Genomic DNA, 24,834 nt, shown 5'->3' on the forward strand with positions numbered 1-24,834 from the left:
CGCCGGGAGACGCAGGCGGGCGGGGGCGGGCCGGAGGGCCCGCCCCCGCCCGTGTGCCGGCGTTCAGTCCCGCGGGGACGGCGGCCGGTAGGCGGGTGGTACGTCCCGGGGATCGCGCCGCACGGCGGCCGGGCGGTCGCCGCGGGCCGCCTCGTCCTCGCGGGTTTCGTCCGCCGCCTCCGCCGCCTCCTCGCCGGCCCGCTGCTCGAACCAGCGCCGGGCGCGCTCCTCCTGCGCCGCGCGCTCCTCGGGCGTCATCCGCTCGTCGGCGCGCTTCAGCTCGGCCATGCGGTCGCCGATCGCGCCGAGGTAGGCGCCGGACAGCAGCGCCTCGCGCCCGCCGACACGGCCGGAGAGCACCTGGCGCGCCGTCTCCTTGAGGGTGGCGTCGACGTCGGGGTTGTCGGCGAGTGTCCTGAGCGCCTTGTGCAGTCGGCGGGCCTGTGCGGGATCGTCGGCGACGTCCATCAGGTCCGCGTCGCTGATCTCCTTGCTCATCGGCTCCGTTCCCCCGGTCGAGAGTGTCGTGACGCGTGTGTCCATGCCATCGTGCCATCAGGGGGACGCCACGACCACGGTCCCGGGCGCGCTGGCCGGGGTCGCCCGATCCGGTGTGGCACGGTCTGTCTGACCGATGCCGAAGGAGGCGACGAGCGCCCATGTCCTACCCCGAGCCCCGCTACCTCGGAGAACAGGGCGAGGTCAGCGCGCTCTTCCGTGCCGCCGGAACCGCCGCGGACGTGGTCGCGCCCTCGGGGACCCGCACCCACTACCTCGCCACGCACGCGTCGACGGAGGGCGCCTTCGGCCTGTACCGGATCGACATGGGCCCCGGCTCCCCCGGTCCCAGCACGCACTTCCACCGGTCGATCTCGGAGTCCTTCTTCGTCCTCTCCGGGGCCGTGCAGCTCTTCGACGGGGAGCGCTGGATCACCGCCCGCCCCGGGGACTTCCTCCACGTGCCGGCCGGGGGGCTGCACGCCTTCCAGAACGACTCCGACGAACCGGCCTCGATGCTGCTGCTCTTCGCCCCCGGAGCGCCCCGGGAGGAGTACGTCGAGAGGGCCGGCGAGATGGCGCGGCGCGGGGGTACGGCGTTCCGGGAGTTCCTGCTCCGCCACGACAGCTTCTTCGTGGAGCCGCCGCAGGTGGGGCCGGAGCCGCTGTGACGGAACCGGGCCGGGGCCGCGCCGGGGAACCCGGGCCGGCCGTCAGCCGTGGCTCGTGTCGATGACGCAGAAGCGGTTGCCCTCGGTGTCGGCGAGGACGACGAAGTCCGGGTCCGGCGGGTAGCGGTCCCAGTCGACCCGCACGGCGCCCAGGGCGACCAGGCGTTCCACCTCGGCCGCCTGTTCGGCGGCGTCGTCCGCGTACAGGTCGAGGTGGACCCGGGGGTGCTCCTGCACCGGGGTGGCACTGGCGCCGAGCGCGATGCCCGGTCCGGACGCACCCGCCGCGGGCACCAGCACCGCCCAGTCGTCCTCCGCCCGCACCTGGCCGTCGCGGGGCACGTAGTCGAGGGCGGCGCCCCAGAAGGCCGCCGCGCGCCGCACGTCCGTCACTCCGAGCACGATCGTCCCGAGGGTCAGCATGCGTCGAGTGTGCCAGCCGCGGGAGGGCGCGGACGGGCCTGCCACCGCGTGACGGTCACCCGGACCGCCGCCCCGGACGCCGTCTTCGAGGGCGGACTCGTCCGGCGCCGTCCGCCGCACGGCGTCAGGGGGCGTACAGCTCCAGGCGCCAGTCGTTGCAGCGGATGGGGTTCCCCGGCGGGTACTCGAAGTCGCACTCCTCCACCAGCGTGAAGCCGAGCTTGCGGCAGATCGCGTTCGAGGCGTCATTGTCGACCTTGGGGAAGGCGTGCAGGAAGCGCGGGCCCTTCTCCGCGGCCGCCCGCGCGACGACGGCCGCCCCGGCGGCCGCGGCGACACCGCGCCCCTGGAACTCGGGCAGGACGCCCCAGCCCGTCTCGTACACCGTCCCGCCCCGCCAGGACTTCTCCCAGTAGCCGATGCTCCCGGCCGGTACCTCCTCGGGCAGCAGGACGATGCTGAACATCCCGCCGCCTGCCTCGCCCCCGCTCGCCAGGTACCGCTCGTGCCGGACGAGCAGCTGCTCCTCGGTCTCGGGGCCGCCGAGGTGGCGCATCATCGCGGGCGCGTTCGCCCGGCGGAGCAGTTCGAGGTCGCCCTCCGACCACGGCTCGATCCGTACCTGCGTGTCCATCCACCGCTCCCCTCGTCGCTCCTGACCATCACACCACCCGGGTCCGACACCGCCACCGATGAGTTCCGCCGGCCCGCCCGGTCCTATCACCGGAGCCGTTCCGCCGTGGCCCGGCCCGACCAGAGAGGCAGCACCATGGACGACATCACCATTACCCGGGTATTCGACGCCCCGCTCGCCAAGGTGTGGAAGGTGTGGACCGAGCCGGAGTACTTCGCCCAGTGGTTCGGGGCCCCGCTGCCCACCGTCGCCAGCGACGTCCGTCCCGGCGGCGCCTGGCGCGCCACCGTCACCACGCCGCAGGGCGAGATGCCGCTGAGCGGGGTGTACCGCGAGGTGGAACTCCACAAGCGGCTGGTGTGGACGATGGAGGTCCCCGGAGAGCCCGAGGTCGTCATGGACGCGACCTTCACCGACCGCGGTGAGCGGACCGAGGTCGTCTACCGCCAGCCCGGCGTCCCCGAGGAGTACTGCGCCACGGCCGAGGCCGGCGCCAACCACATCCTGGACAGCTTCACCTCCGTCCTGGCGAAGTCCTGACGGCAGGGACCGCGGACGTGACGGCGACGACCTTCGTCCTCGTCCCCGGCGCGGGCGGCGGCACCTGGTACTGGCACCTGCTCGTGCCCGAACTGCGCCGCCGCGGCCACGCCGCGGTCGCGGTGGACCTCCCGACGGGGGACGACGGCGCGGGGCTGCGGGAGTACGCGGACGCGGTGGTCGCCGCCGCGGGCGACCGGGCGCCGCTGGTGCTCGTCGCGCAGTCGATGGCGGGCTTCAGCGCGCCCCTCGCCTGCGAACGGCTCGGCGACCGGCTGGTGCTGCTCGTCCTGGTCAACGCGATGGTCCCGGCTCCCGGCGAGACCGCCGGGGAGTGGTGGGCCGCCACGGGCCAGCCGGAGGCCCGGCGCGCCCTGGACCTCGCCGAGGGGCGTCCGGTGGACGGGGAGTTCGACCCCCTGGTGACCTTCTTCCACGACCTGCCGGGGCCGTTGGCGGAGGAGGGCCTCGCCCAGGGCACCCCGCAGTCGGACACCCCGTTCGGCGTGCCCTTCCCGCTGTCCGCCTGGCCGGACGTTCCGACCCGCGTCGTCGTGGGCCGCGACGACCGGCTGTTCCCCGCGGCCTTCCAGCGGCGCGTGGCCCGGGAACGGCTCGGCGTCGAGGCCGACGTGGTTCCGGGCGGGCACCTGGTGGCGCTCGCCGACCCGGGCGGGCTGGCGGACCTGCTGGTGGGCTACCTGCCGGGGTGAACCCGCGTGAGGGGTGGCCGGGGACGCGGCGCGTCCCCGGCCACCCCTCACGACGACCCGTGCGCCTGGTGGACGACCGCCTGGGCGCAGGCGAGCCGTACGGACGGGCAGGGGCCAGGCGGAGTCACCGCTGCCGCCGACGGCCCGGAACGGGTTGAGCACGAGCCAGAGGGGCGACCGCAGCACGAACACCACCCAGGAGGTCACCGCCCCGCCGCGGCCGGCCGGCGTCGCCCCACCGGCCGGCCTGATCTCCTGGCGCGGCCACCACCGTGCCCGCTTCAGCGGCGTGCGCGGTTCGCCCGGTTCCCCGCCGTCGGGGCCGAGCACGGTCGACCGCCCGCCCATCGGCTGCCCGGCCGGCGGGCGTACGACAGGACCCGACGGCTCCCGCCCGGCGAGGTCGCGGTAGAGGGTGAACCGCGCCCGCGCATCACCGCCGGCCCCGGTGGGCACGCGGCGAGCACGCTCACGAGGCGGGGCCGACGGTCCTGGTCAGCCGAAGGGCACCGGGGCTCCACTGTTCCCGCCCGGTACTCCTCGCCTCGGCCGACCAACCGCGCGCTTCGGCGATCGCCTTGGCGCGCTCCTGGCCGACCCCGCGGAACAGCCGGGCGGGGACGGTGACGGCGAGCTCGTGGCCGCCGTCCGCCGCGGTCCCGGACTTGTACGCCGCCGGGTGCCCTTCGGCCCGGTCGATACGGCCGTGGATCTTCTCGGTGGCGTAGGCCTCCCAGGCGGCGGCGTCCCAGGCCCACTCGATCCGCAGGCGCGGCCAGGTGAGCACGCCGAGCCAGGGGTTGAGCCACTTCAGGGGAGGGTTGAGCCCGGCCGACGCCAGGGCCGCCAGCACCCCGAGTGCCGCCGCGAGGGCGGCCCAGACCGGAAGCCAGAACCACTGCAGGACGAACTGCAGCAGCAGTCCCGTCCTGCTCCTGCGCCGGACGGTGGGACGGTCGTGTGGCAGAAGAGGTGTCGACATGGCATCACCCAAACACGTCGCGCACGCTGAGCGTGCTCGGATGGCCGCCGGCGGACTCCTGCCCGGACACGGCCGGCGGGCGGGTTCCCATGCTCACCTCGACGCTGTCCGCCACGGCGGCCAGGACGCCGACGTAGTCGGGGAAGTCCTGGACCATCGGTGTGGTGAGCGTCAATACGACCAGCTGGGAGACCGGGAGGCACGGAAGGTAGGCACTCGCCTGGGCGAGGTCGAGGGTGACGGAACCACCCGTGCCGTCCTCCCCGCCCCGCGCGGTCATCTGCAGCCCGGACAGGACGAGTACCCCGGGTCCGCCCGAGGTGTTGACCTCCAGGACCTCGTTGACCGGGTCGTCGGACAGGGCCTCCACGAGGCCGGCCACCACCGTCCGGACGTCCGGGGTGCGCTCGATCGGCTCCGCGATGACCGACAGCGTCGCCGTCGTCACCCGGTCGTCCGCCGTGCGCAGCATGCAGAAGGCCGCTTCGAGCGTGCCGTCCTCGGCCGCCGCCTCAGCGATCCGCTTGTACCAGTACGCCACGGTCTCGCGCTGGTAGCCGGTCCCCGCGGCCCAGATGTCGGCGGCCATCGCGTCGAGGTACCGATCGCGTTCCGCGGGCTCCAACTCCAGCCCGAGGGAGCGGAACTCCTGCGGGATCCGCCACTGCACGAACGCCGGTGCGCTCTCCTCCGCGCCGGTGTCCGTCGTCGTCTCCGTCATCGATCAGGCTCCTGCCGCGGGGGGTTCGTCACTGAACAGGCCCGGGATCTTCAGGCCGGTACCACTGCCGGTGATGCCCGTCCACGAACCCCGGTACCACCACTCCTGCGGGCGCATGGGCAGGTTGTCGAGGGTGCTCGCGACCTTGCTCAGCGGCGTCCTGGCGAAGGAGAGCGCGCTGCTCTCCTTCATGATGTTCGCCAGCTTCGCCGCGCCCTGGACGGGCAGCTTGCCGGTGAGGGTGAACTTCAGGCCGCCGGTGATGGCGGCGTCCGCCTTCACCGCGTTGAAGGCCTTGCCGATCTTCCCGGTCGCCCCGATGGCGAGGAACTTGCCGCCCGGAACCGCCGCGAGCGCGTCCATGCCCAGGCTCGTCCAGCTCACGTCCGCGCCGCCGAGCTTGGCGGCGCCGTGCGCGCCCAGCGCGCCGAGCGCCGTGACGCCGCCGGCCAGGGCGAGCGCGCCGGACAGCGGCGGGCACCACATCGTCAGCAGTGAGGCGACGGCCAGCGCGCCGGAGACGGCGCTGAGGATGTCCCCGACCTTCTTCAGCAGATCGGCGTGCTTCACGCACCAGTTCTGGATGTCGTGGCCGATCTTGGTGAAGAAATCCGCCAGCCCCTCGAAGAAACCGGCGTCCGGCGCCTTGTCGTTGGCCTTGCGCAAGCGGTCCGCGACGCCCCGGGCGTCGGACTGGTGGTGCTCCAGCAGTTCCTCGGCCCGCTTGATGATGTCCTCGAGCTCCTGCTGCGCCTTCTCCAGCTGCTTCCCCGCGAGGTCGAGGTCCTTGCCCGCCTGGTTCAGCCGGTTCGAGGCCGCGTCGATCCTCGCCTGGGCGTCGGCGAGTTCGCCCGGTGTGGCGTAGTACTGGCCGGCCAGGCGCAGCGCCGGGTCGGCCGCCGCCTGGTTGTAGGAGGAGGTCGCACGGTCGTAGGCGCCCTGCCCGGACTTCTCGCGCTCCTTGGCGGCCTTGGCCTGGGCCTCGTAGTCGCGGGCCTTCTGCTGGTACTCCGCCAGTTTCGTCCGCCACGAGGACAGCTGGAGCGAGGCCTCGCGCAGGGCGTCCCGGCTGTCGCCGACGTAGCGCGGCAGGTCGCCGACCTTCTCGGCGAAGGCGCTCGCCGCCTCGCCCTCCCAGGTCTTGCCGCCCTTGGTGATCCCGGTGAGCGTGGTGTAGGCGTTGTCCAGGCCCGTCGCGGCCCGCGACAGCTTGGAGTTGAGGTCCTCGACGCTCTCCACCTTCCCCGGCGCGGGGTCGAAGCCTATGGAGGGGTAGTCCGTCGCCGTCATCGCGCACCCGCCGTGGGCCGTGCCTCGGGGGTCGGGGACGGGGTGGGCTTCGGCGCGGCGCCCTGCGTCATGGCGTCGCGGATCGCCTGCTCCGTGGCCTCGTAGTTGTCCTTGGTGGCCTTGAGCTTCTCCTCGATCTGCGCGGTGCCGTCGGCGATCTTCCCGATCGCGTTGTCCCAGCTGTCGTGGAACTCGTCGCAGGCGTTGTCCAGCGCCTCGCTGCCGGTGCTCTTCGGACCCACGTCCTTCAGCGCGTTCAGCGCCTTGCGCATGTCGTCCTGGCTGTCGTGCAACTGCTTCAGCAGCCGGTCGAGGTCCTGGACCTCGACCTTGAAGTGGTCACCCAATGTGTGTCCCCCGCGTGGACCGCCCGCCGTGCCTCAGCGCCAGGGGCGGTGGTTTCAGCCGACCCACCGAGGCTACCGCTCCCCACGTGCCGCTTCACCCCCGCCGGGGGCTCCGCCCAGGATCTCTACGTGCGTGACGGGCCCGCCCCTTGCGTGATCCGGTAGGTTCGGATGCTGTTGGCATGTCCTCGCTTAGGCGATCGGCGGTACCGGAGCCGGGGGCCGTACGCACCGCGGACGTGCCGGAATCGCAGTCAACGGGGATGGGACAACGGGGATGAGCACTCCCTTCGAAGGTTCACAGGGCGGCGCGGCCGCGCGGACGCGGCTGAACTCCGTGCCCGCGGACCCAGGCGGCGGTGGGACGTCCGCCGGAACGACGAAGGTCGACACACAGCGGCTGGACGGGGCGGCCAACGCCCTGGTCGAACTGCGCGGTGACACCGAGAACGTCGACAACACGGCCGACGAGGACACCCTCGGCGCCGTCACGGGCCTCAACAGGCACACCGCCCCCGGCCCGCCCGAGGCCGGCTCCTGGACCACCGCGGGCTCCCTGGTCGGCCTGGACGTCCGCTGGGGCGACCAGGTCGTCAACCTCAAGCTCATGCTCCAGGACATCAGCGACAGGCTCCACGCCAGCACCGGACACTACACCCGCGCCGAGCAGGAGGAACAGGCCCGCCAGGCCTCCATCCGCACCCCCTTCGGCTGAGCCCGGCGCCGGATCCCGCACCGGACCCGGGTCGCCCGGGACGGCGCACGGCGGACGTCGTACGTCCGGGGCGAAAACCCACACCCGTCCACAGGGACGGACAGGAGCTGACGCAGACATGGTGTCCATCCCCTACCTCGACAAGGCCGACCTCGGCCCGCTGGCCGACGCCGCCGCCTCGTGGGGCGCGCTTCCCGCCAAGTACGAGGCGTTGCAGCGCGAGTTCGAGCAGCGCGTGATCAACCACCTCAAGGGCCATTGGGAGGGCGACGCCGCGACCGCGGCCTTCGCCACCATGGACAGGGCCCGCACGGAGTACGAGAACGCCGCCACCGAGGCCGGCCGCGTCGCCAAGCTGCTCCAGGACGCCCACACCGAGTTCGCCAGGTACCAGAAGCAGCTGCACACCCTGCTCGACGAGGCCCGCCGCGACAGCTTCCGCGTCTCCGATGACGGCGCGATCAAGGACGTCGACTCCCGCTGGGACAGTCCGACCGCCTCCGCGTCCCCTGGCTTCGCGACCGAGCGCAAGGACAAGCTGGACTCGCTCTCCTCCCGCCTGAGGCAGGTCCTCGAACAGGCCACCGCCGCCGACGAGGCCGCGAGCGCCGCCCTCGGACGGGACGCCAACGCAGACAGCCGGTCGTTCAACACCAGCGTCTACACCAGCCTCGACGCGGTGGAGGCCGACCAGGCGTCCGCGCTGATGACGAAGAAGGGGCGGTTGACCGACGCCGAGCTCACCAAGCTCGACCGGCTCCTCGCGGCGAACAGGAACGACCCGGAGTTCGCACGGCAGTTCGCGGTGAAGACCGGCGCCGAGAACATGCTGGACAAGTACAACGAGATCGTCACCCCGCCCGCGGGGACGCACTTGTCCAAGAGCGAACTGGCCCGGCTCAAGGACATCCAGCAGAACCTGGGCACCACCATCGGTACCGCCACCACGTCCGACGACCGCGCCGGCCACCGCGACCCCGCCGTCACGAAGTTCCAGGACGACCTGCTCGAAGCCGGTCACCGCGAGTTCGACGCCAACCCCACCGAGACCCCCTACGGCCTCAGCGGGTACCAGCTCACCAGCAGTCTGATGAGCCACGGTACGTGGGACACGGACTTCCTCCAGGCCTACGGGAACGACCTCCTCACCGCCGAGAAGAACGGCACGAACGGCGGCCAGAACCCGGATGCCTACTGGACCGGCAACATGACCCGCTCCCTGGGGCCCGCCAACATCGGCGCACTGGACCCCATGACCGGCTTCATGGAAGCCCTGGGCCACAACCCGGCTGCCTCCACCGCGTTCCTCTCCTCCGAGTCGGAGGTCAACGGCGAGAAGGTCGACCACCTCGACTACCTGATGAAGGACCGCCACTGGCCCGACGGCGCGGCCTTCACCGGGGACCCCCAGAACCGCAGCGGCTACAACAACCTCGGACACGCGCTGGAGTCCGCGACCACCGGGCACGCGTACGACACCGGCCCCTCGGCGGACACCCCGGCGCACAACGAGAAGCAGGCCCGCCTGATGCACGAGGTGGTCCACTCCGTGTCCCAGGACTCGGAGCTCGCGCACGACGGGATGCAGGACAGCCTCGGACGGATGGCCGGGGAGTACATGCCGGACATCCACCAGTCCCTGACGAACGACCGTTCGGGGAACAGGGACCAGTTCTATCCGATCGAGGGCGCCGCGGCGAACCTCAGCGAACAGGACACCTCCCGCTTCCTGATGACCGTCGGCAAGGACCCGGACGGCTACGCCGCGGTCAACCTCGCCGAGAGCGCGTACACCTCGAACCTCATCGACCACCACCTGCAACACCCCGACGCCTTCGAGGGGTCCACGGACACCGCGCTGCGGGAGATCGCCAGGTCGTCGGGCGAGGTCCAGGGCAGCATCGCGATCGGCAGGCGCGAGTCCGACATCGGCGACGCCGCGGAGGCCGACAAGGCCTACAACGACGCCATGGGACGCGCGGGCGGCTACGCGTCGGGGATCGTGGGCACCGGCATCGGTGTCGGCACGTCCTTCATCGCCACTCCGGCCGTCGGCGCGGGTGTCGGCGGCGTCGCGACCACCGTCACCGGGGACCTGATCAACCGGATCGTCAGCGGTGCCGAGCGCGACACCATGGGCAACGCGGTGTACTCCAGCGGCGGCGACTGGGAGGACGCGAAGTACTCCACCAGCGCCGTGCTCCAGGACGCCTACCGGAACTCGGCGGAGGCCCAGGGACAGGGTCACGTCGCCGACTACCAGAACATCCTCGCCAACGAGGTCGAGGTGGGATTCCACTCCGCAGACAGCAACCTGGACGGCTACGGCCAGGACACGAGGGGAACCGGGCAGGGCTGACCCCGGGCGCAAGCACGGGACCGGCCTCGGACACGCGACACAGGGAATGCGGCTCATGAAGTGGGACAACCGGACGTGGCTCCGGAAGAACGGCGGGCGACGGCTGGTCGTCTCGGCAGTGGTGCTCGCCGCGCTCGGCGCGGGGTACTACGGGTTCCAACTGCAGTACCCGGCGGCGAAGGCGGCCCGGGCGTGCGGCGGGATGCTGCCGGTCGACCCGGTGCTGGACCTCGCAGGGAAATCACGGCTGAGCCTGCTCGGCTCGGGCTTCGACGCCGACAGCCGGCGGTTCGACGTCTCCGACGACGTGAAGGAACCCGACGGGCTCGCCGTGCGCTGCGAGGTCGGCAGGGTCAAGGTGTCCGTGGAGACGACGGCGGGCGCCCTCAACGCGTACGGCGCCTACACCTTCCAGAGCGAGGAGCGGACCCTGCCCGTCCCCCTCGGCGGGGGCTGGCAGGGCTTCATGGTCACCGAGGACGACGATGCCACCGCCTCCGTGGTGCTCAGCTGCAAGAACTGGGCGCCCGACGAGGGCGGCGGGATCCTCGTGGCGGCCACGTCCCCCACCGGCACCGAGGTCACCGAGGACGTGCGCCTGGCCCTCGCCCGTACCGTGACCGCGACCGCGCAGCGCGCCGCGGAGAACACCGGGTGCGCGACGCGGCCGGGGAGCACGGACGCGCTGACGGCCCCGCAGGCCGCCGCCACGACCGTGCCGGCCGCCGGGGCCAAGGGCACCTGCGAGGGGCTGACCTCCGCGACGGAGGTACGCGAGACACCCGCCGCGGCCGCGCCGGTGGAGGAGTGCGTGCTCGGCGGGCGTCTGCAACTGTCAGCCGCGTACGGCCCCTTCAACGACAACTCCCGCGCCGTCGCGAACGGCCCCTACGGCGGGCACGACAAGCCCGCGGGCGCCGACCGCACCTCGGTGTGGACCTCGGCCACCTGCCCCGGGGCGCTGGGCATCGGCTACTTCGCGGCGTACGCGGTCGACGGGAGCAGCCGGGACTTCGGGGCGCACCCGCTCACCGGGCCGGAGCAGGCCGATCTGCGGCACTTCGCCGAGCAGTCGGCCGCCCGCCACGGGTGCGGCAGCCCGGCGAAGCCTTCCTGAGGCTTCTCGACGGCGGCCGGGACCAGGTGCGGGGCCGCCGTCCGGGCCGCACGGCCCTGACGACGGCCGGCCTGAGGTCCGCCCCCGCTCGGGCCCCGGCTACTGGTTCGGCCACCGCCCCGGCGCCTGCGCCTGCTGCTGGTACGGGCCGCCGCCCTGCTGGTACTGCGGCTGGTGCGGCGGCTGCCCGTACTGCGGCTGCCCGCCGCCACCCCACCCGGCAGGCCCGCCGGGCGCACCCGGCCCGCCCGGTCCCCCGCCGTTGCGCTTGCCCCGGCGCGCGATCCTGACGATCAGCAGGACGAGGAGGGCGAGGACGACGAGCGCGACGAGTCCCACGACCGCGAGGACCGGTCCGTTGCCGGAGGACGATGAGGACGAGGACGCCGCGTCATCGCTCGCGGTGGGGTTCCCCTTGGAATCCGTCGCCCCCGGGGCGCCTTCCTTGAGCGACTCGGGAACGGCGAGCGGGCCGTACTTCGCGCCCGCGGGGACGTCCCGCTGGAGTGCGGCGAGCGGCTGGATGAAGCCGTAGCCGTAGTGGTCGTCGGGAAGCGCGGTGCCCTTCGCTGACGCGGGGAGCCCCGCCGTCTTCGTCAGGCGGTTGACGAGCTGCCCGACGGTCAGGTCGGGGAACTTGGCCCGCAGGAGCGCGGCGGCGGCCGAGGTGAAGGCGGTGGCGTCCGAGGTGCCGTTGGCGGATCGATACGGGAAGGACTCGTCCCCGCCGCCGGCGGACACGATGTGCGTCCCCGGTGCGGTCAGCAGGAGTCCCTCACCGTGGTTGGAGTCTTCCCAGACCTCCCCGGAGTTCTGCACCGCGCCGACCGTCAGCACACCGGGATCTCTCGCGGGATACTTCCATGCCTCCCGCCCGCCGCCGTCGTTCCCGGTACCCACCACGACCAGGACGTCCTTCTGCAGCGCGTAGGCGACCGCCTCCTCTTCCGCGGTCGACTGCGTGGAGATCTGCTGGGAGATGTTGATGACGGAGGCCCCGTGGTCGACGGCGTAGCGGATGGACGGCCCGAAACCCTCCTCGGCGTCGCCGGTGTCGCGGATCGAAAGGATGCGGGCGTCGGGGGCCAGACCCATCACCCCGCTGCCATTCCCGGGACCGTGTCCGTGACCGGCGATGATGGATGCCATCGCGGTGCCGTGCGCGTCTTCGCCCTCCGGCAGCGACGACGCGTCACCGTCGATGAAGTCCTTGCCCTGCACCACGTTGCCCTTGAGGTCCACGTGCTCGGAGTCGACACCCTCGTCGATGACGGCGACGGTGACGCCCTTGCCGGTGGAGATCTTCCAGATGGCTTCGGCATCGAACGCCTTGAGCGGCCACTGGTCGTCTCTCACCTGATCCGCGGCGGCCACGGGCGCGGCGGTCAGAACCAGGGCGCCGGCGAGTACGGCTCCGCTGACCACGCGCAGCGTTCGTGTGAAGCTCATCGGTGTCCTTCCTCGGGCAGTGGGGGCCGCGGCATGGCCACGCCCCCCACTTTCTACATCCAGCTACTGGACGAACGGTTATTCGATGACCCGCGGAGCGTTGTTCTGCTCGGGCGTCCAGGTCTCCTCGTCCTCGACCAGGTAGTCGGGACGCTCGCCCTCGCGCCGCTCTTCCTCTTCCCCACGGTCGGTCTGGCCGCGGCCCATCATGCGGTTCGCGCCCCTGCCCGTGCCGCTGCCGCCGCCGGCGCCCGCCGCGCCGCGGCTCTTGTGCAGACCCGAACCGCCCGGCGTGCCGCGGGTGCCCGAACCGGTGCCCTTCGCGGCACCGACGACACCACCGCCACGACGGGCGAGGCTGCCGCCGCGGCCGGCGGCCGCGCCACCCCTGCCGCCGGCACCCGCACCGGCGCCACCGGCGCCCGGCATGCCGCCGCGACCCGCAGCTCCGGCGCGCCCACCGGTTCCGGCGGACCCACCGCGGGCACCGGCGCCACCACGTGCGCCGAGCCCGGCACCGGCCACGCCGCCGGGGAGGCCGCCGGCCAAACCGCCCGCACCGCCGGCGCCGCCACCGACCGCGCCTCCGGCTCCCACGCCACCACCGGCTCCGGCCGTGCCTCCGCCGATGCCCGTCGACGTGCCGGGAGGAGTGGCTATCCCGTCGATCGCCGTACCGACCTGAGGCTTCGTGCTGGTGGCCGGCTTGGGGACGCCGCCGGTGATGCCCGTGTCACGCGGGGACTTCACGTTCGAGGAGGGCTTGACCGTCCCTCCGGTGTTCCCCGTCACGCTGGTCCGGGACGTGGTCGTCTTCGGGCGGTCGACCGTGCGGGACGGCGTGGTGGGAACGACGACGGGGACCGGGGGCTGACCGATGGGCGCCGGGGGGTAATCCTCCGGATCGTCGATCCGCCCACGCCATTCGCCCATGCTCTTGGACTGCGCCGAATACGTGAGGGCCAGGGTCTCCATCCTGGCCGCCATCTGCAGCTGGGCTTCCTTGCCCGCCGAGAGACTGCCCTCGTTGTTGTCCAAGGCGTTCTGAGCACCCCGGTTCTCCCGGATGTCCTTCTGCCAGTCCTCGCTGCGGTCGAACCCGTCGGTGAGCGCGTCACCCATGCTCGACAGCCTGCTCGGCTTCTCCATACTGTCGACATCCGCCTTGACGGGCCGCAGCACGTTCGCGGCGCTCTGCATGGCGGTGGAGGTGTAGTGGGCGTAGGTCGCCGTGTTGTCGATCTGCGTGCTGATCTTCTTCGCCTTCGCCGCGAAGCCCTCCGCGGCGGACCCCTCCCAGTGCTGGAGGATGTGGTCGACGGCCTTGTCGAAGACCGCCTTGACGCTGCCGTCGCCCTTCACGAGCATGTCGTGGACGCGTCCCCAGGCCTGGGCCACGCCCTCCACCGTGTCCGGGTTGGCGTTGGCGAGCATGGCCTTCATCTCGTCCATGTTCTTGCCTGTGGCGAAGGGCGTCTTCACCTCGCCGGCGAAGCACATCTTCTCCGCTTCGCGGTACTCGTAGGACAGTCCGTCACCCATGCTTCACAACCCCCTCATGGATCAGCAATTCGTTCATCGGGACCCGCACCGCTCAGCCGCCGGACATGCCGGTCTGGGTGTCGTACTCCGCGTTCGAGTAATGGCCGTGCGCCTTCTTCGTGTTCTTCCCGAACTGGTCCATGACCTCGTGCACGGCTTTGATGATGTCCTCGAGGTAGAGCTTCATGCCGTCGTGGGCCTCGGTGAGCTCCTTGGCCTCGACGAAGTCGATCCCCAGTGCACCCGGCGGCAGAAATGTCTGGTTCACGGCGGTCGACTTCGCGCTGCCCATGCTGCTGAGCACGCCGTTGAGCTTGGTGATCGTGTCCTCGAGCTCACTCAGATCGACCTTGTACTGGTCACTCATCGTGTCGCTTCCCCGTTCCTACTCATGTGTTGATCCCTCGCTTGCGACGCCAGTCGCCCAGCACCACGCCGCCACCGACCAGCAGTGCGACACCGCCGACGGCGCCGCCGACCGTGTACACGGCGTAGCGCTCGGTGCGTTCCTGGGGGCTCTCACCGAGGATGACGGTGGCCGCCTCGATCTTCTCGTGGGCTCCGGCGTCGACGACGGGGTCCGGCCTCGGGGCGTCCTCCGGGGTGGTGGCGTCGTCGTTGACGGCGGCCACCGGGTCGATGACGCCCCAGCCGACGAAGTCGTCGCGGCCCGGCTTGCCGCGGTCCGCGGTCTGCTCGATCTGGGTGATGACCTGACGGTACGTCCAGTCGGGGTGCTTGGCCCGGATCAGGGCGGCCACACCGGAGACGTACGGCGCGGAGAAGCTGGTGCCCTGGTCGACGCAGTGGCCGCCGGCGGGGACGGTGGAGACCATGTCGACCCCGGGAGCGGCGACGCCGACGAAGGGGCCGGGCTGCGAGAAGTTGGCGCGGGCGTTGTCTCGGTCGGAGGCGCCCACCGCGAGGACGCCGTCGTAGGAGGCGGGGTAGGTCAGCTTGACCTGGCCGCTCGCGCCGTCGTTCCCGGCCGAGGCGACGATCAGCACGTCGTGGCGCTGGGCGTACCTGACGGCCTGCTCCAGCGCGGAGTCGGGCGGCATCGCCGTGGCGGTGTCCTGCGAGATGTTGATGACCTGGGCGCCCTTGTCCACGGCGTGCCGGATCGCGTCGACCATGGTCCGGACCGTGCCGCCGCCCTGGTTGTCGTTCTGGCGGATCGCGAGGATCGACGCCCGCGGGGCGATGCCGACGAAGCCGGTGTCCTTGAAGGGCCGGGCGGCGATGATGCCGGCGACCTTGGTGCCGTGGCCGACCGGGTCCTTGGTGCCGTCGTTCCTGGTGCCGTCCTTCTTCTTGCCCGGCTCGATCAGGTCCTCCCCGCCGCCGAACTTGATCGCGGGGGCGAGCTGCCGGTTGTTCTTGTCGACGCCGGTGTCGATCACGGCGACGTTCACCCCGAGGCCCTGGGTGTCCTTCCACAGCTGGTCCAGGACGATGCGCTGCAGCGACCAGGGCGTGCCCTCGATCACGTCGGAGGGGAACGAGCACTGGGTGTCGTCGATCTGGAAGCGCTCGTTGTCGACGTCGTCGGCGAGGACCGTGCGGACGTCACCGACGGCCGGCACCGGTGCGACGCCGGAGGCCGGCAGGCCGAAGGCGGCGAACGCCGCTGCTGCGGCGGTGGCGGCGGTGCGCCTCACGGCGTGCGATCCCACTGGTGTTCCGTCCTCCCGTTGTGTGCGGTTCGTGGTCAAACCGCCGACGAGGGCGAGCACGTACGTCGTCCGTACACGCCCGCCCTCATCACGAACTACGCGGCCAGGCGCGCAGTCAGCCCCAGATCTGCCGGTTCTTGTTCTCGGTGTCCTGGTAGTTCTGCGCGGCCGTGTCGAGGGCACGGGCGATGGCCTCCAGCGTCTGGTGCATGGACGCGGCACGCTGGTCCCACTCGGTCTGCTTGGCGCGGTAGGCCTCCTGCGCGGAGCCCTCCCACGTGGTCGCGATCTTCTTCACGCCGGACTCGAGGTCGTCCAGCTGGCGCTTGATGTTGTTGGCCGTCGTACGCACGTCGGTCGCGGCCTGGGAGATGGTCTGGAAGTTGACCAGGATCTGCCCGGACATGTGATGTCTCCTCAGATGTTGGATTCGGAACCGTGATCCGGCCGGCACGGCGTCAGGTCACCGTGCGGGGACGGTCATCCGAACGGGTTGCCGCCCTGCGCCGAGATGCTCTGGATGGACGCGCGCTGCTCCTCCTCGGAGGCGGAGTAGTTCTTGGTGCTCGCGTCCACGGCTTCCTTGATGTCGCCCAGGATCTGGTTGATCTTGTTGGCGTCCTCGTTCACCTGCGACTGCAGGTTGTTGTACGCCGTGGCGGCGGAGCCCTTCCACCCGGAGGTGATCGTGTCGATCACGGTCTGGAGGCGGCGGATCTCGCCCTGGATCGAGGAGTTGACCGTGGAGATGCGGTTGCTGAAAGCAACCATCTCCTCCTCGGTCATGGTGAACTGCTGTCCAGCCATGTGTCGCGTCCCCCATGAGACGTAGAAGATCGGATTCGACGAACATCGGAAGATGTCGCCGGTCTTCAACTCTAGCCAATAGCAGCGACAAGGCGAACAGGTACCCGGTTCCGTATCGGGATCCTGACCTTCATCACCAAACCCTCACCGTCCCACGGGAGTTGATGGTTTGGCCAATGGTTTGTCAAATACTCAATCAATTCCCGTGGAACCCGGCGGAAATGCCAGTTCAGGAGCCCTGTGCCTGCTTTGCCGCGTCAACGTCGAGCGTCGGCCCGCTCGCGAGGAGATCCGACCAGATCCGCGGCACCGGCACCGGGGAGTTCTTCGCGTAACCGAGTTTGGTCTGCACGACGCCGACCTCGTCGTCCTGCTTCGCCGCGCCGCCGCTGTCGCTGTCGCCGGTCGTCGGCACCGAGTAGCGCAGGCCCGTGTCGGTGACCAGGAAGATGGACCCGATGCGCTTGTCGGTGCCGTCGTACGCCTTGTAGAAGAGTCCGCTACCCGGCGAGACGTAGGTGTTCGTACCGCTCTGCGCCACGTCCCGGGGGAACTTCTTCCCGGCCCACATGGTCATCGCCGGCTTCTTGGTCAACTTGTCGTCGACGCCGCCGTACACGCTGCAGGCGACCCTGCGGCCGTCCTTCTCGTCCTGGGTGTTGGCCTGCGTGACCGACTTCTCCGGCCAGCCCAGCCCGTCCATGAACGTCTCGCTCGCCCGGGCCGAGGTCACCTCGCCCACGTTGACGGAGACCGCTTCCGGCGACCCGGTGTAGAGCGACCTCGCCTGGGTGCTGTTCAGCAGCAGCTTCGCCATGAAGTCGGTGACGCGCACGACCCGGTCCCGCTGCACCACGTACTGGTCGTCGTTGGCCCTCAGCACCAGGCCGACCTTGGCGTGCTCGGGGCTCAGCCCCGGGGCGGTGGACGGCTCGCCCATCCCGTCGACCGGCGGGAAGGAGATGGCCGCGCCCGGCACGTTGTTGAGGGTCGACAGGAAGTCGGAGTCGACCTTCTGCGGCTGGGCGGACGCGCCGAAGATGACCTGGCGCAGGGTGTTGACCAGTTCCGGGTGCTGCTTCCAGTCGGGACCGCCGAGCAGGTAGGTGAAGCCCCGGTCCGTCACCAGGTACTGCGCGCCACCGGGCACCTCGATGTACATGGCCTCGTCGTCACGGAGCCGGTTGCCGCCCCCGACGAGGGCCGCCTCCTTGGGCTTCTGCTGGTTGATGACGAGCACCGCCCGCTGCGCGGAGCGGTCCGTGCCGCCGCCCGGGGTCTCGCACAGCGCCCACGTCTTGGTCCTGCCCGCGTCGTCCTGGCTGGGCAGCCGGTCCGGGGCATAGGGGATGCCGATGGTGGTGCCCAGCGTCATCCCGCTGTTGTCGAGCACCGACTCCTTGACCTTGAGGACCTCGAACTTCTCCGGGTCGAGCAGGAGCCGGGCGGAGGCGAGGTTGAGCACGGGGTGCAACTGAGGCTCCCCGTTGGTCTTCAGCACGACGTAACGGGTGGTGGACGCGTCGCCGACGATGACCTTCTGGGCGGGCGTGTCCCACCCCTTGGGGGCGGCGGGCTTCAATATGCCCCAGAATCCGAAGCCGACGACGACCAGCAGGCCCACCACGAGGCTCGGGGCGACGGTCTTCAGCGGACGGGGCGCGGCCTCCTCCGAACCGTGCGGGGAGGGCTGGAGGAACGCGGCCACCGTGCGCCTGCGCGCGAACGAGTAGGCGTTCAGCTCATCCCTACGTGTCGCCATTGCTGCGTCAACTCCCCGTATGTCGCTGCTTTGTTGTGGCGTTCCCCGGTCACGTCGGCCCGCTGTGGTGACGGCTGTGGCGAGGGGGACCCCTACTATGCCGTGTGACGATCGCACCGTACGGTACGGGGTGGCGCGATCGGCCCGCCAGCGGCACCCGGAGCGTCCCGCGCCGGCCGGCGAGCGGACGCGAGCGAGCGCTGGACGGCGCGGGACGCCGCCCACGCGGCACAGGTACCGGCAGAAGCAGAAGGGTTGTACGGGGGATGACCACGGCGACCAGGTCCCGGCGCAGTCCGGGCGACGAGCCATCGCAACAGCACGCAGGACCACCCGGGGACGGCCGCGGCGGCGCCCCCGCGGCGCGGACCGGGGCCGCGGCGCCGGCGATGACCCGCAGACCCGGGAGCATAGGCCCCGTGCGGGTGCAGCAGCTCGTGCTGATCGAGCTGGCGCTCGCACTGCTGCTGGGCGGCTGGCTGATCCACAAGGTGGCGGGGCCCGTGGTGGCCGCGGCCGTGGCCGTGCCGCTCGTACTGTTCGGGCTGCTGCGGCGGCGCGGCCGCCCGATGCCGGAGTGGATGGCCACCGGACGCGCGCTGAAGGTCCGTCAGCGGCGCAACGCCGTCGCCGTCCCGCAGGGCACCGACCCCGGCTTCGTGCCGGTCGTGGAGTGCGACCCGGCGCTGCGCACCTACGGCTACACCGACGAGCGCGAGCAGCGCGAGATCGGCATGGTCGGCGACGGCACCTTCCTGACGGCCGTCGTCCAGGTGCAGGCGGTCGACGAGCCGCTGCGCCCGGCCCGCGGCGTCCGCTCGCTCCCCCTGGACCTGCTGAACGACCTGCTGACGGTGGACGACATCCGGCTCGCGTCGGTACAGGTCGTCCAGCACACCCAGCCCGCCCCCGCCCCGCACCTGCCCCCGCAGGCGGTGGCCGCGCGCTCCTACGCGCCGCTCCAGGCACAGAGCCGGACGCCGGGGCTGCGCCTGACCTGGATCGCGATCAAGCTCGACCCCGAACTGTGCCCGGAGGCGGTGCAGGCACGCGGCGGCGGCATGGCCGGCGCGCGGCGCGCCCTGCTGCGGGCCGCCGACCACCTGGTGAGCCGGCTGGTGGGCACCGGGCTCGAGGCCAAGGTGCTGACCGAGCCCGAGATCATCGCCGCCGTGGCGACGTCGAGTTGCGTGAACCCGCTCGCCACCACCGGCGGCGCCGCCCTCGACGGCAGCCGCCAGGCGCGCCGCACCTCGGAGAGCGCACGGGCGTGGCGCTGCGACGACCGCTGGCACACCACGTACTGGGTCAGCCGCTGGCCGCACCTGGGCTCCGGCGCCACCGCGCTGCCCGACCTCGTCGGCCTGCTGACCTCCTCGCCCGCGCTGGCCAGCACTTTCTCGCTGGTCCTCGCGCCGGGAGGCAGCCGTTCGGCGCTGCTGTCGGGGTACGTGCGGCTGACCGGCCGCAGTGAGAACGAACTGGTCGAGGCCAGGCGCCAGTTGGAGCACCGTGCGACCGCGTCCCGGCTGGGCCTGCTGCGGCTGGACCGCGAGCAGGTGCCCGGCATCCTTGCCACGCTGCCCCTGGGAGGTACCCGCTGATGCCGGCTCCGACCGTTCCCGCCTTCGACGGCCGGCGCCCGGGTGCCGGCTCCGGCTTCCCCGGCGGCACCGAACCGCGCCCCTCCCACCTGCCGCAGGGCTCCGACCCGCGCGGCTCCTCCCTCGCCGGCGCCGGACGGCGCACGCTGCGCGCCGCGTTCGGACTGCTCGGGCCGCGCCGCGACCGGCACACCCTGGCGCCCGCTCAGCTCGCCGGACTGTCCCTGCCGATCGGTGACGACGGTGTCGTCATCGGGATCGACGCGTCCAACCAGCCCGCCGTGCTGGCGCTGAGCCGCCCCGCCCGCCTCGACGTGGTGCTGGTCGGCAGCATGTGGCTGGCGCAGGTGCTGTCGCTGCGCGCCGCCGCGACCGGTGCGCGGGTGGCGGTGGAGACCGCCCGCCCCCAGTCGTGGGCGCCGATGGCGCAGGCGGCCGGCGGCGGCCAGCAGTGCGTGACCGTGCACGAGGTGGGGCGGATCGCCCCGCAGGGCCCGTCGGTGCACAGCCCCGTCGTCATCGTCCGGGACTGCGGCGCCCGTCCGCCGCGCAGCCGGGTGGCGGCGCAGTCCTGGCAGTCGGTCATGACCCTGCTGCCGTACCTCGGGCCCACGGCGCCGCGGTTGCTCGCCGGCGCCGACGTGGTGGGGCTGCAGCGGGTCTCGCCGCAGGAGGCCGAGGTCATCGGCCGGGTCATGGGTCTGTCGGAGGCCGACGTGACGGCGCTGCCGACGCTCGGCGACAACGTGACCATGTGGTGCACGCGCAAGCACCGGCAGTTCGTGATGACGCAGCCCACCGACGCGGAGTCCGGCCTCCTCGGCCCGGCCCGGCGCGTGGACTGATCCGCGCGGCCCCCTCAGGGGTGTTCCGGCCGCTCTGGTGCCGCGGCGGTTTCCGGGCCGCGGCACGGGGCATGGGGCACAGGGGTCCCGGGATCCGCAGCGGTCGCGTCAACTCGTCGGCGGTGCGGCCCCCGTGCGGGGCAAACAGGGCATCACGCCGGCGTGCCCGCCGTGACGCCCGCGGCGCTTGCCCTACCCGCGGGCCGGGTGATTAGGCTCTTCCGGTGAGCCGTGGCGGCTGCGCCGCGGGAACTCCGAGACGGGGGAAACGCGTCCGCTCCGACGGGTGGGACGCGTACATCAGTTGACCAGGAGGCACAGTGAGCAGCGATCAGGACGACATCCGCACGGGCGGGGCCGTCCCGGACGGGGATCAGTCCGACGCGGACCTCACGGGCGAGTTCCAGATCGACTACGCGCCGCCGTCCTGGTACACGCAGCAGGCCGGCGGAGGTCCCGCCACGCCGCCGGCGCCCGCCCCCGGTCCGGGTCCGGGCCCCGCGGTCAGCCCGCCGCCGCCCGTCGGGCCGCCGGTCGCCGCTCCGGTGAACCCGCCGCTCGGGCCGCCCGTGGGTCCGCCGGTCGGCGGGCCGGTGGCGCCCACGACGGCGGCCGCCCCCGAGGCGGCGGCACCGCAGCAGCAGCCCCCGTCGCAGCAGCCGCAGCAACCGCAGCCCGAGCAACCGGCCGCGCCCGCCCCCGCGGTGGCCCCGGCCGCGGAGGAGGAGCCGCCCACTCCGGCGCCCGCGCAACCGCAGCCCGCGCCCGTGGTCCCCGACGCAGCCCGTGAGGCCGCGGCGGCGGCGGTCTTCGCCGACCCCGGGCCCGCCCGGCCCGAGGAACCGCAGCCGGCCGAACCGCGTCCCGCACAGGAACCCGCACCCGTCGCCGCCGAGGCGACGCCCGCACCCGCGGAGCCGGAACCGGCGCCCCAACCGGCTGAGACGCCCGAGGCACAGGCCCCGGCCGCCCCCGAGCAGCAGGCGCAGGCCCAGCCGCCCGTCACCGCGCCGCCCGCCCCGGCGCCGCAGTCCCAGGTGCCGCCGCTGCCCCCGGAGTACCAGCCGGCCGCCCCGCAGGAGGCGCCGCAGCAGGGGTACGGCTACCCGCAGCCGCCCCACCAGGGCGCGCCCTGGGGCGACCCCAACGTGCCCGCGCCGCAGCCACCGTACGGCTACGGCTACCCCCAGCCGGTCCCGCCGCCGCACGGCTACGGCTACCCGCAGCCGAACCAGGGCGCCCCGTGGGGCGACCCCAACGCGCAGCAGCCTCCGCAGCCGCAGCCACAACCGCCGTACGCGCAGCAGGGGTACGGCTACCCGCAGCAGGGGCCGGGCCCGCAGCAGCAGCCGGTCCCGCCCCAGCCGCAGCCGCCCGTGCCGCCGTACGGGCAGCCCGGCCCGCAGCAGCCGCCGGCTCCCGCGCCCGCTCCGGGCCCGCTCCCGCAGCAGGGGCAGCAGCCGATGCCGCCGTACGCCGACGGCGCCAACCCCCCTCCGCCGCCGCACGGTTACGGCTATCCGCAGCAGGTGCCCGGCCCGTACGCCCAGCCCCAGCCGCCCGTACAGCCGCAACCGCAGCCACAACCGCAGCCGCACTCCCAGCCCCACCCGCAGCCCCCGGCCCCGCCGCAGCAGCAGCAACCGCAACCGCAGCCCACCCCGCCCGTGGACCCGCGCACGGCGGCCGGCTGGGGCGGCCCCGGTCCCGGCCAGGAGCAGCAGCAGCGCGTGATGCACGGCGCGCCGCTCGGCTACAACGCGGCCGTGGAGCTGTCCTCGGACCGGCTGCTGCGGCAGCAGCCGAAGGCGCGCAAGAACAACAACCAGCCCTCGCGCTTCAAGATCGGCGCCAAGAAGGAGGAGCAGGAGCGCCAGCGCAAGCTGGACCTGATCCGCACCCCGGTGCTGTCCTGCTACCGGATCGCGGTGATCAGCCTCAAGGGCGGCGTCGGCAAGACGACGACCACCACCGCGCTGGGTTCCACGCTCGCGTCCGAGCGCCAGGACAAGATCCTCGCCATCGACGCCAACCCGGACGCCGGCACCCTCGGCCGCCGGGTGCGCCGGGAGACCGGGGCGACGATCCGCGACCTGGTCCAGGCGCTGCCGCAGCTCAACAGCTACATGGACATCCGGCGCTTCACCTCGCAGGCGCCCTCCGGTCTGGAGATCATCGCCAACGACGTGGACCCGGCCGTCTCCACCACCTTCAACGACGAGGACTACCGCCGCGCGGTGGCCCTGCTCGGCCAGCAGTACCCGATCATCCTGACCGACTCCGGCACCGGCCTGCTCTACAGCGCCATGCGCGGCGTGCTCGACTTGGCCGACCAGCTGATCATCATCTCCACCCCGTCGGTCGACGGTGCCAGCAGTGCCAGCACGACCCTGGACTGGCTCGCCGCGCACGGCTACGCCGACCTCGTGCAGCGCAGCCTCACCGTGATCTCGGGGGTGCGCGAGACCGGCAAGATGATCAAGGTGGACGACATCGTCGCGCACTTCGAGACCCGCTGCCGCGGCGTCGTCGTGGTGCCCTTCGACGAGCACCTCGCCGCGGGCGCCGAGGTCGACCTCGACATGATGCGGCCGAAGACCAGGGAGGCGTACTTCCACCTGGCGTCGCTGGTCGCCGAGGACTTCGTCCGCGCGCAGCAGGCTCAGGGCGTCTACCCGCCCCAGCAGCCGATGCCGCAGCAGCAGGGCGGCTACCCGCCCCAGCAGGGACAGCAGCCGTACCCGCCGCAGCAGCCGATGCCCCCGCAACAGGGGTACGGCTACCCGCAGCAGCCGCCGTACGGGCAGCCGGCGCCGCCGCCCCCGCCACCGCCCGGCCAAGGCGGCATGCCCCAGGGCTGGACGCAGCAGCCGCCCCCGCCGCAGGAGGCGCAGCCCGGCCAGGAGGCGCAGCCCGGACAGCAGCCCCCGGCTCCGGGGCAGGTCCCGCCGGGCTGGACCCAGCAGCAGTGACGGAAAAGGGCCCGTCCCGCCATCGTGGCGGGACGGGCCCTTTCCGTCCGGCTGGTCGGCGGCGCTCCGGCCGCGGACTCAGTCGGTGGCGCCGTAGGCGTCGACCAGCTCCCGGGCGCGCTTGACGTCGTCGGCCATCCGCTCCAGGAGCGCGTCGATCGTGTCGAACTTCTCCATGCCCCGCAGGTAGGCGAGGAAGTCGACGGCGACGTGTAGCCCGTACAGGTCCAGGCCGACGCGGTCGATGGCGTAGGCCTCGACGGTGCGGGCGGTGCCGTCGAAGGTGGGGTTGGTGCCGACGGAGATCGCGGCGGGCATGGCCTCGCCCGCCACGTGCAGCCAGCCGGCGTAGACCCCGTCGGCGGGGATCGCGGTGTGCGGCAGCGTCTCGACGTTCGCCGTCGGGTAGCCGAGGTCGCGGCCGCGCTGGGCGCCGCGGACGACCACGCCCTCGACGCGGTGCGGCCGGCCGAGGATCTCGCGGGCGCCCGCCACGTCGCCCTCGGCGACCAGGCGGCGGGTCATGGTGGAGGAGAACGGCTGGCCGCCGCCCGCCTCGCCCGTCAGGTAGAGGTCGACGACGTCCACCTCGTAGTCGTACTTCAGCCCCATCGCGGAGAGGAACTCCACGTCACCGGCCGCCTTGTGCCCGAATCGGAAGTTCGGGCCCTCGACGACGGCCCGGGCGTGGAGCGCGTCGACCAGCACGGTGCGGATGAAGTCGCCCGGAGAGAGCTGCGAGAACTCGGTGGTGAACGGCAGGATCAGCAGGGCGTCCACACCCAGCTCCGCCATCAGCTCGGCGCGGCGGTGGTGGGCCGCCAGCAGCGGCGGGTGGCTGCCCGGGCGGACGACCTCGCTGGGGTGCGGGTCGAAGGTGACGACGACGGAGGCGACGCCCAGCTCGCGGGCGCGCTCGACGGCCCGGCCGATGATCAGCTGGTGGCCGCGGTGCACACCGTCGTACGAGCCGATGGTGACGACGCTGCGTCCCCAGTCCTCGGGGACGTCCTCCAGGCCTCGCCAGCGCTGCACAGTGACCGCTCTCCTCGACCGCCGATGGTTCTCCGATGTGCAGGTCCAAGCCTGCCATGCCGGGCCCCCCACCGGCGCGGCACCCCCGGTGACGGGGCCGTTCCGGATCCGGCGCGGGTCGTCCCCCGCCCG

General features: G+C 72.5%; 24 protein-coding genes. 9 read left to right on the forward strand and 15 right to left on the reverse strand.

Annotation, left to right across the window (positions count from 1 at the left end):
- Positions 1–63: 63 nt before the first annotated feature.
- Complete coding sequence (locus ACZ7MY_RS15055) at positions 64–498, reverse strand: hypothetical protein (protein WP_499602041.1); 435 nt, start codon at positions 496–498, stop codon at positions 64–66.
- Positions 499–659: 161 nt separating this feature from the next.
- Here ACZ7MY_RS15055 and ACZ7MY_RS15060 point away from each other — a divergent pair, with 161 nt between their 5' ends.
- The gene (locus ACZ7MY_RS15060; protein ID WP_499602043.1) at positions 660–1,169 is read left to right on the forward strand and encodes a cupin domain-containing protein; all 510 of its coding nucleotides are present in this window, start codon (positions 660–662) and stop codon (positions 1,167–1,169) included.
- Positions 1,170–1,211: 42 nt separating this feature from the next.
- On the opposite strand, the gene ACZ7MY_RS15065 is transcribed toward ACZ7MY_RS15060, so the two are convergent.
- Together ACZ7MY_RS15065 and ACZ7MY_RS15070 are read right to left on the reverse strand one after the other, a co-directional pair.
- Positions 1,212–1,592 carry a VOC family protein gene (locus ACZ7MY_RS15065; protein ID WP_499602044.1) on the reverse strand — a complete coding sequence of 127 codons (381 nt, stop codon included), beginning with the start codon at positions 1,590–1,592 and terminating at the stop codon, positions 1,212–1,214.
- Positions 1,593–1,716: 124 nt separating this feature from the next.
- The gene (locus ACZ7MY_RS15070) at positions 1,717–2,226 is read right to left on the reverse strand and encodes a GNAT family N-acetyltransferase (RefSeq protein WP_499602046.1); all 510 of its coding nucleotides are present in this window, start codon (positions 2,224–2,226) and stop codon (positions 1,717–1,719) included.
- A 135-nt stretch (positions 2,227–2,361) separates the two neighbouring features.
- Between ACZ7MY_RS15070 and ACZ7MY_RS15075 the strand changes: the two genes are divergently transcribed.
- Positions 2,362–2,766, forward strand: coding sequence for an SRPBCC family protein (locus ACZ7MY_RS15075; protein WP_499602048.1), 405 nt, complete (start codon positions 2,362–2,364; stop codon positions 2,764–2,766).
- Between the two features lie 17 nt (positions 2,767–2,783).
- Positions 2,784–3,479, forward strand: a complete 696-nt coding sequence (locus tag ACZ7MY_RS15080) for an alpha/beta fold hydrolase (RefSeq protein WP_499602050.1) — start codon at positions 2,784–2,786, stop codon at positions 3,477–3,479.
- Positions 3,480–3,948: 469 nt separating this feature from the next.
- Here ACZ7MY_RS15080 and ACZ7MY_RS15085 read toward each other — a convergent pair whose 3' ends face one another.
- Genes ACZ7MY_RS15085 through ACZ7MY_RS15100 form a run of 4 tightly spaced genes read right to left on the reverse strand, consistent with a single transcriptional unit; the run spans position 3,949 to position 6,819 of the window.
- The gene (locus ACZ7MY_RS15085; RefSeq protein ID WP_499602052.1) at positions 3,949–4,461 is read right to left on the reverse strand and encodes a hypothetical protein; all 513 of its coding nucleotides are present in this window, start codon (positions 4,459–4,461) and stop codon (positions 3,949–3,951) included.
- Between the two features lie 4 nt (positions 4,462–4,465).
- Positions 4,466–5,182: a hypothetical protein gene (locus ACZ7MY_RS15090; RefSeq protein WP_499602054.1), complete on the reverse strand. Its 717-nt coding sequence runs from the start codon at positions 5,180–5,182 to the stop codon at positions 4,466–4,468.
- Between the two features lie 3 nt (positions 5,183–5,185).
- A complete protein-coding gene (locus ACZ7MY_RS15095) occupies positions 5,186–6,472 on the reverse strand; it encodes a putative T7SS-secreted protein (protein WP_499602056.1) in 1,287 nt (428 codons plus the stop codon).
- Positions 6,469–6,819 (reverse strand): DUF6317 family protein, encoded by a 351-nt coding sequence (locus ACZ7MY_RS15100; protein WP_499602058.1) that lies wholly within the window; start codon positions 6,817–6,819, stop codon positions 6,469–6,471. Before ACZ7MY_RS15100 ends, ACZ7MY_RS15095 begins: the two co-directional genes overlap by 4 nt.
- A gap of 277 nt (positions 6,820–7,096) precedes the next feature.
- Here ACZ7MY_RS15100 and ACZ7MY_RS15105 point away from each other — a divergent pair, with 277 nt between their 5' ends.
- The 3 genes from ACZ7MY_RS15105 (at position 7,097) to ACZ7MY_RS15115 (ending at position 11,010) form a co-directional block, all read left to right on the forward strand.
- The gene (locus ACZ7MY_RS15105) at positions 7,097–7,534 is read left to right on the forward strand and encodes a hypothetical protein (protein ID WP_499602060.1); all 438 of its coding nucleotides are present in this window, start codon (positions 7,097–7,099) and stop codon (positions 7,532–7,534) included.
- A gap of 118 nt (positions 7,535–7,652) precedes the next feature.
- Positions 7,653–9,893 carry a WXG100 family type VII secretion target gene (locus ACZ7MY_RS15110; protein ID WP_499602062.1) on the forward strand — a complete coding sequence of 747 codons (2,241 nt, stop codon included), beginning with the start codon at positions 7,653–7,655 and terminating at the stop codon, positions 9,891–9,893.
- Positions 9,894–9,948: 55 nt separating this feature from the next.
- Entirely contained in the window at positions 9,949–11,010 is a 1,062-nt protein-coding gene (locus ACZ7MY_RS15115) for a hypothetical protein (RefSeq protein WP_499602064.1), read from the forward strand.
- 99 nt (positions 11,011–11,109) lie between these two features.
- On the opposite strand, the gene ACZ7MY_RS15120 is transcribed toward ACZ7MY_RS15115, so the two are convergent.
- The 7 genes from ACZ7MY_RS15120 to eccB all read right to left on the reverse strand — a co-directional run bounded on the left by ACZ7MY_RS15120 (position 11,110) and on the right by eccB (position 18,246).
- Positions 11,110–12,459 carry a S8 family serine peptidase gene (locus ACZ7MY_RS15120; RefSeq protein WP_499602066.1) on the reverse strand — a complete coding sequence of 450 codons (1,350 nt, stop codon included), beginning with the start codon at positions 12,457–12,459 and terminating at the stop codon, positions 11,110–11,112.
- Positions 12,460–12,537: 78 nt separating this feature from the next.
- Positions 12,538–14,001, reverse strand: coding sequence for a hypothetical protein (locus ACZ7MY_RS15125; protein ID WP_499602068.1), 1,464 nt, complete (start codon positions 13,999–14,001; stop codon positions 12,538–12,540).
- A gap of 52 nt (positions 14,002–14,053) precedes the next feature.
- On the reverse strand, positions 14,054–14,368 hold the full coding sequence (locus ACZ7MY_RS15130) for a hypothetical protein (RefSeq protein ID WP_499602070.1): 315 nt from the start codon (positions 14,366–14,368) through the stop codon (positions 14,054–14,056).
- A gap of 22 nt (positions 14,369–14,390) precedes the next feature.
- A complete protein-coding gene (mycP, locus tag ACZ7MY_RS15135; protein WP_499602072.1) occupies positions 14,391–15,662 on the reverse strand; it encodes a type VII secretion-associated serine protease mycosin in 1,272 nt (423 codons plus the stop codon).
- 130 nt (positions 15,663–15,792) lie between these two features.
- Positions 15,793–16,083 (reverse strand): WXG100 family type VII secretion target, encoded by a 291-nt coding sequence (locus ACZ7MY_RS15140; protein ID WP_499602074.1) that lies wholly within the window; start codon positions 16,081–16,083, stop codon positions 15,793–15,795.
- Positions 16,084–16,157: 74 nt separating this feature from the next.
- On the reverse strand, positions 16,158–16,484 hold the full coding sequence (locus tag ACZ7MY_RS15145; protein ID WP_499602075.1) for a WXG100 family type VII secretion target: 327 nt from the start codon (positions 16,482–16,484) through the stop codon (positions 16,158–16,160).
- Between the two features lie 229 nt (positions 16,485–16,713).
- The gene (gene eccB / locus ACZ7MY_RS15150) at positions 16,714–18,246 is read right to left on the reverse strand and encodes a type VII secretion protein EccB (protein WP_499602076.1); all 1,533 of its coding nucleotides are present in this window, start codon (positions 18,244–18,246) and stop codon (positions 16,714–16,716) included.
- A 266-nt stretch (positions 18,247–18,512) separates the two neighbouring features.
- Between eccB and eccE the strand changes: the two genes are divergently transcribed.
- The 3 genes from eccE (at position 18,513) to ACZ7MY_RS15165 (ending at position 23,667) form a co-directional block, all read left to right on the forward strand.
- Entirely contained in the window at positions 18,513–19,850 is a 1,338-nt protein-coding gene (gene eccE, locus ACZ7MY_RS15155; protein ID WP_499602078.1) for a type VII secretion protein EccE, read from the forward strand.
- On the forward strand, positions 19,850–20,695 hold the full coding sequence (locus tag ACZ7MY_RS15160; protein WP_499602080.1) for a hypothetical protein: 846 nt from the start codon (positions 19,850–19,852) through the stop codon (positions 20,693–20,695). The genes eccE and ACZ7MY_RS15160 overlap by 1 nt, the downstream gene beginning before the upstream one ends.
- Before the next feature lie 320 nt (positions 20,696–21,015).
- Positions 21,016–23,667, forward strand: a complete 2,652-nt coding sequence (locus tag ACZ7MY_RS15165; protein WP_499602081.1) for an SCO5717 family growth-regulating ATPase — start codon at positions 21,016–21,018, stop codon at positions 23,665–23,667.
- Positions 23,668–23,745: 78 nt separating this feature from the next.
- On the opposite strand, the gene ACZ7MY_RS15170 is transcribed toward ACZ7MY_RS15165, so the two are convergent.
- Positions 23,746–24,702 carry a bifunctional riboflavin kinase/FAD synthetase gene (locus ACZ7MY_RS15170; RefSeq protein ID WP_499602082.1) on the reverse strand — a complete coding sequence of 319 codons (957 nt, stop codon included), beginning with the start codon at positions 24,700–24,702 and terminating at the stop codon, positions 23,746–23,748.
- Positions 24,703–24,834: the final 132 nt, after the last annotated feature.

It is taken from the genome of Streptomyces sp. NPDC111520, from assembly GCF_055635295.1.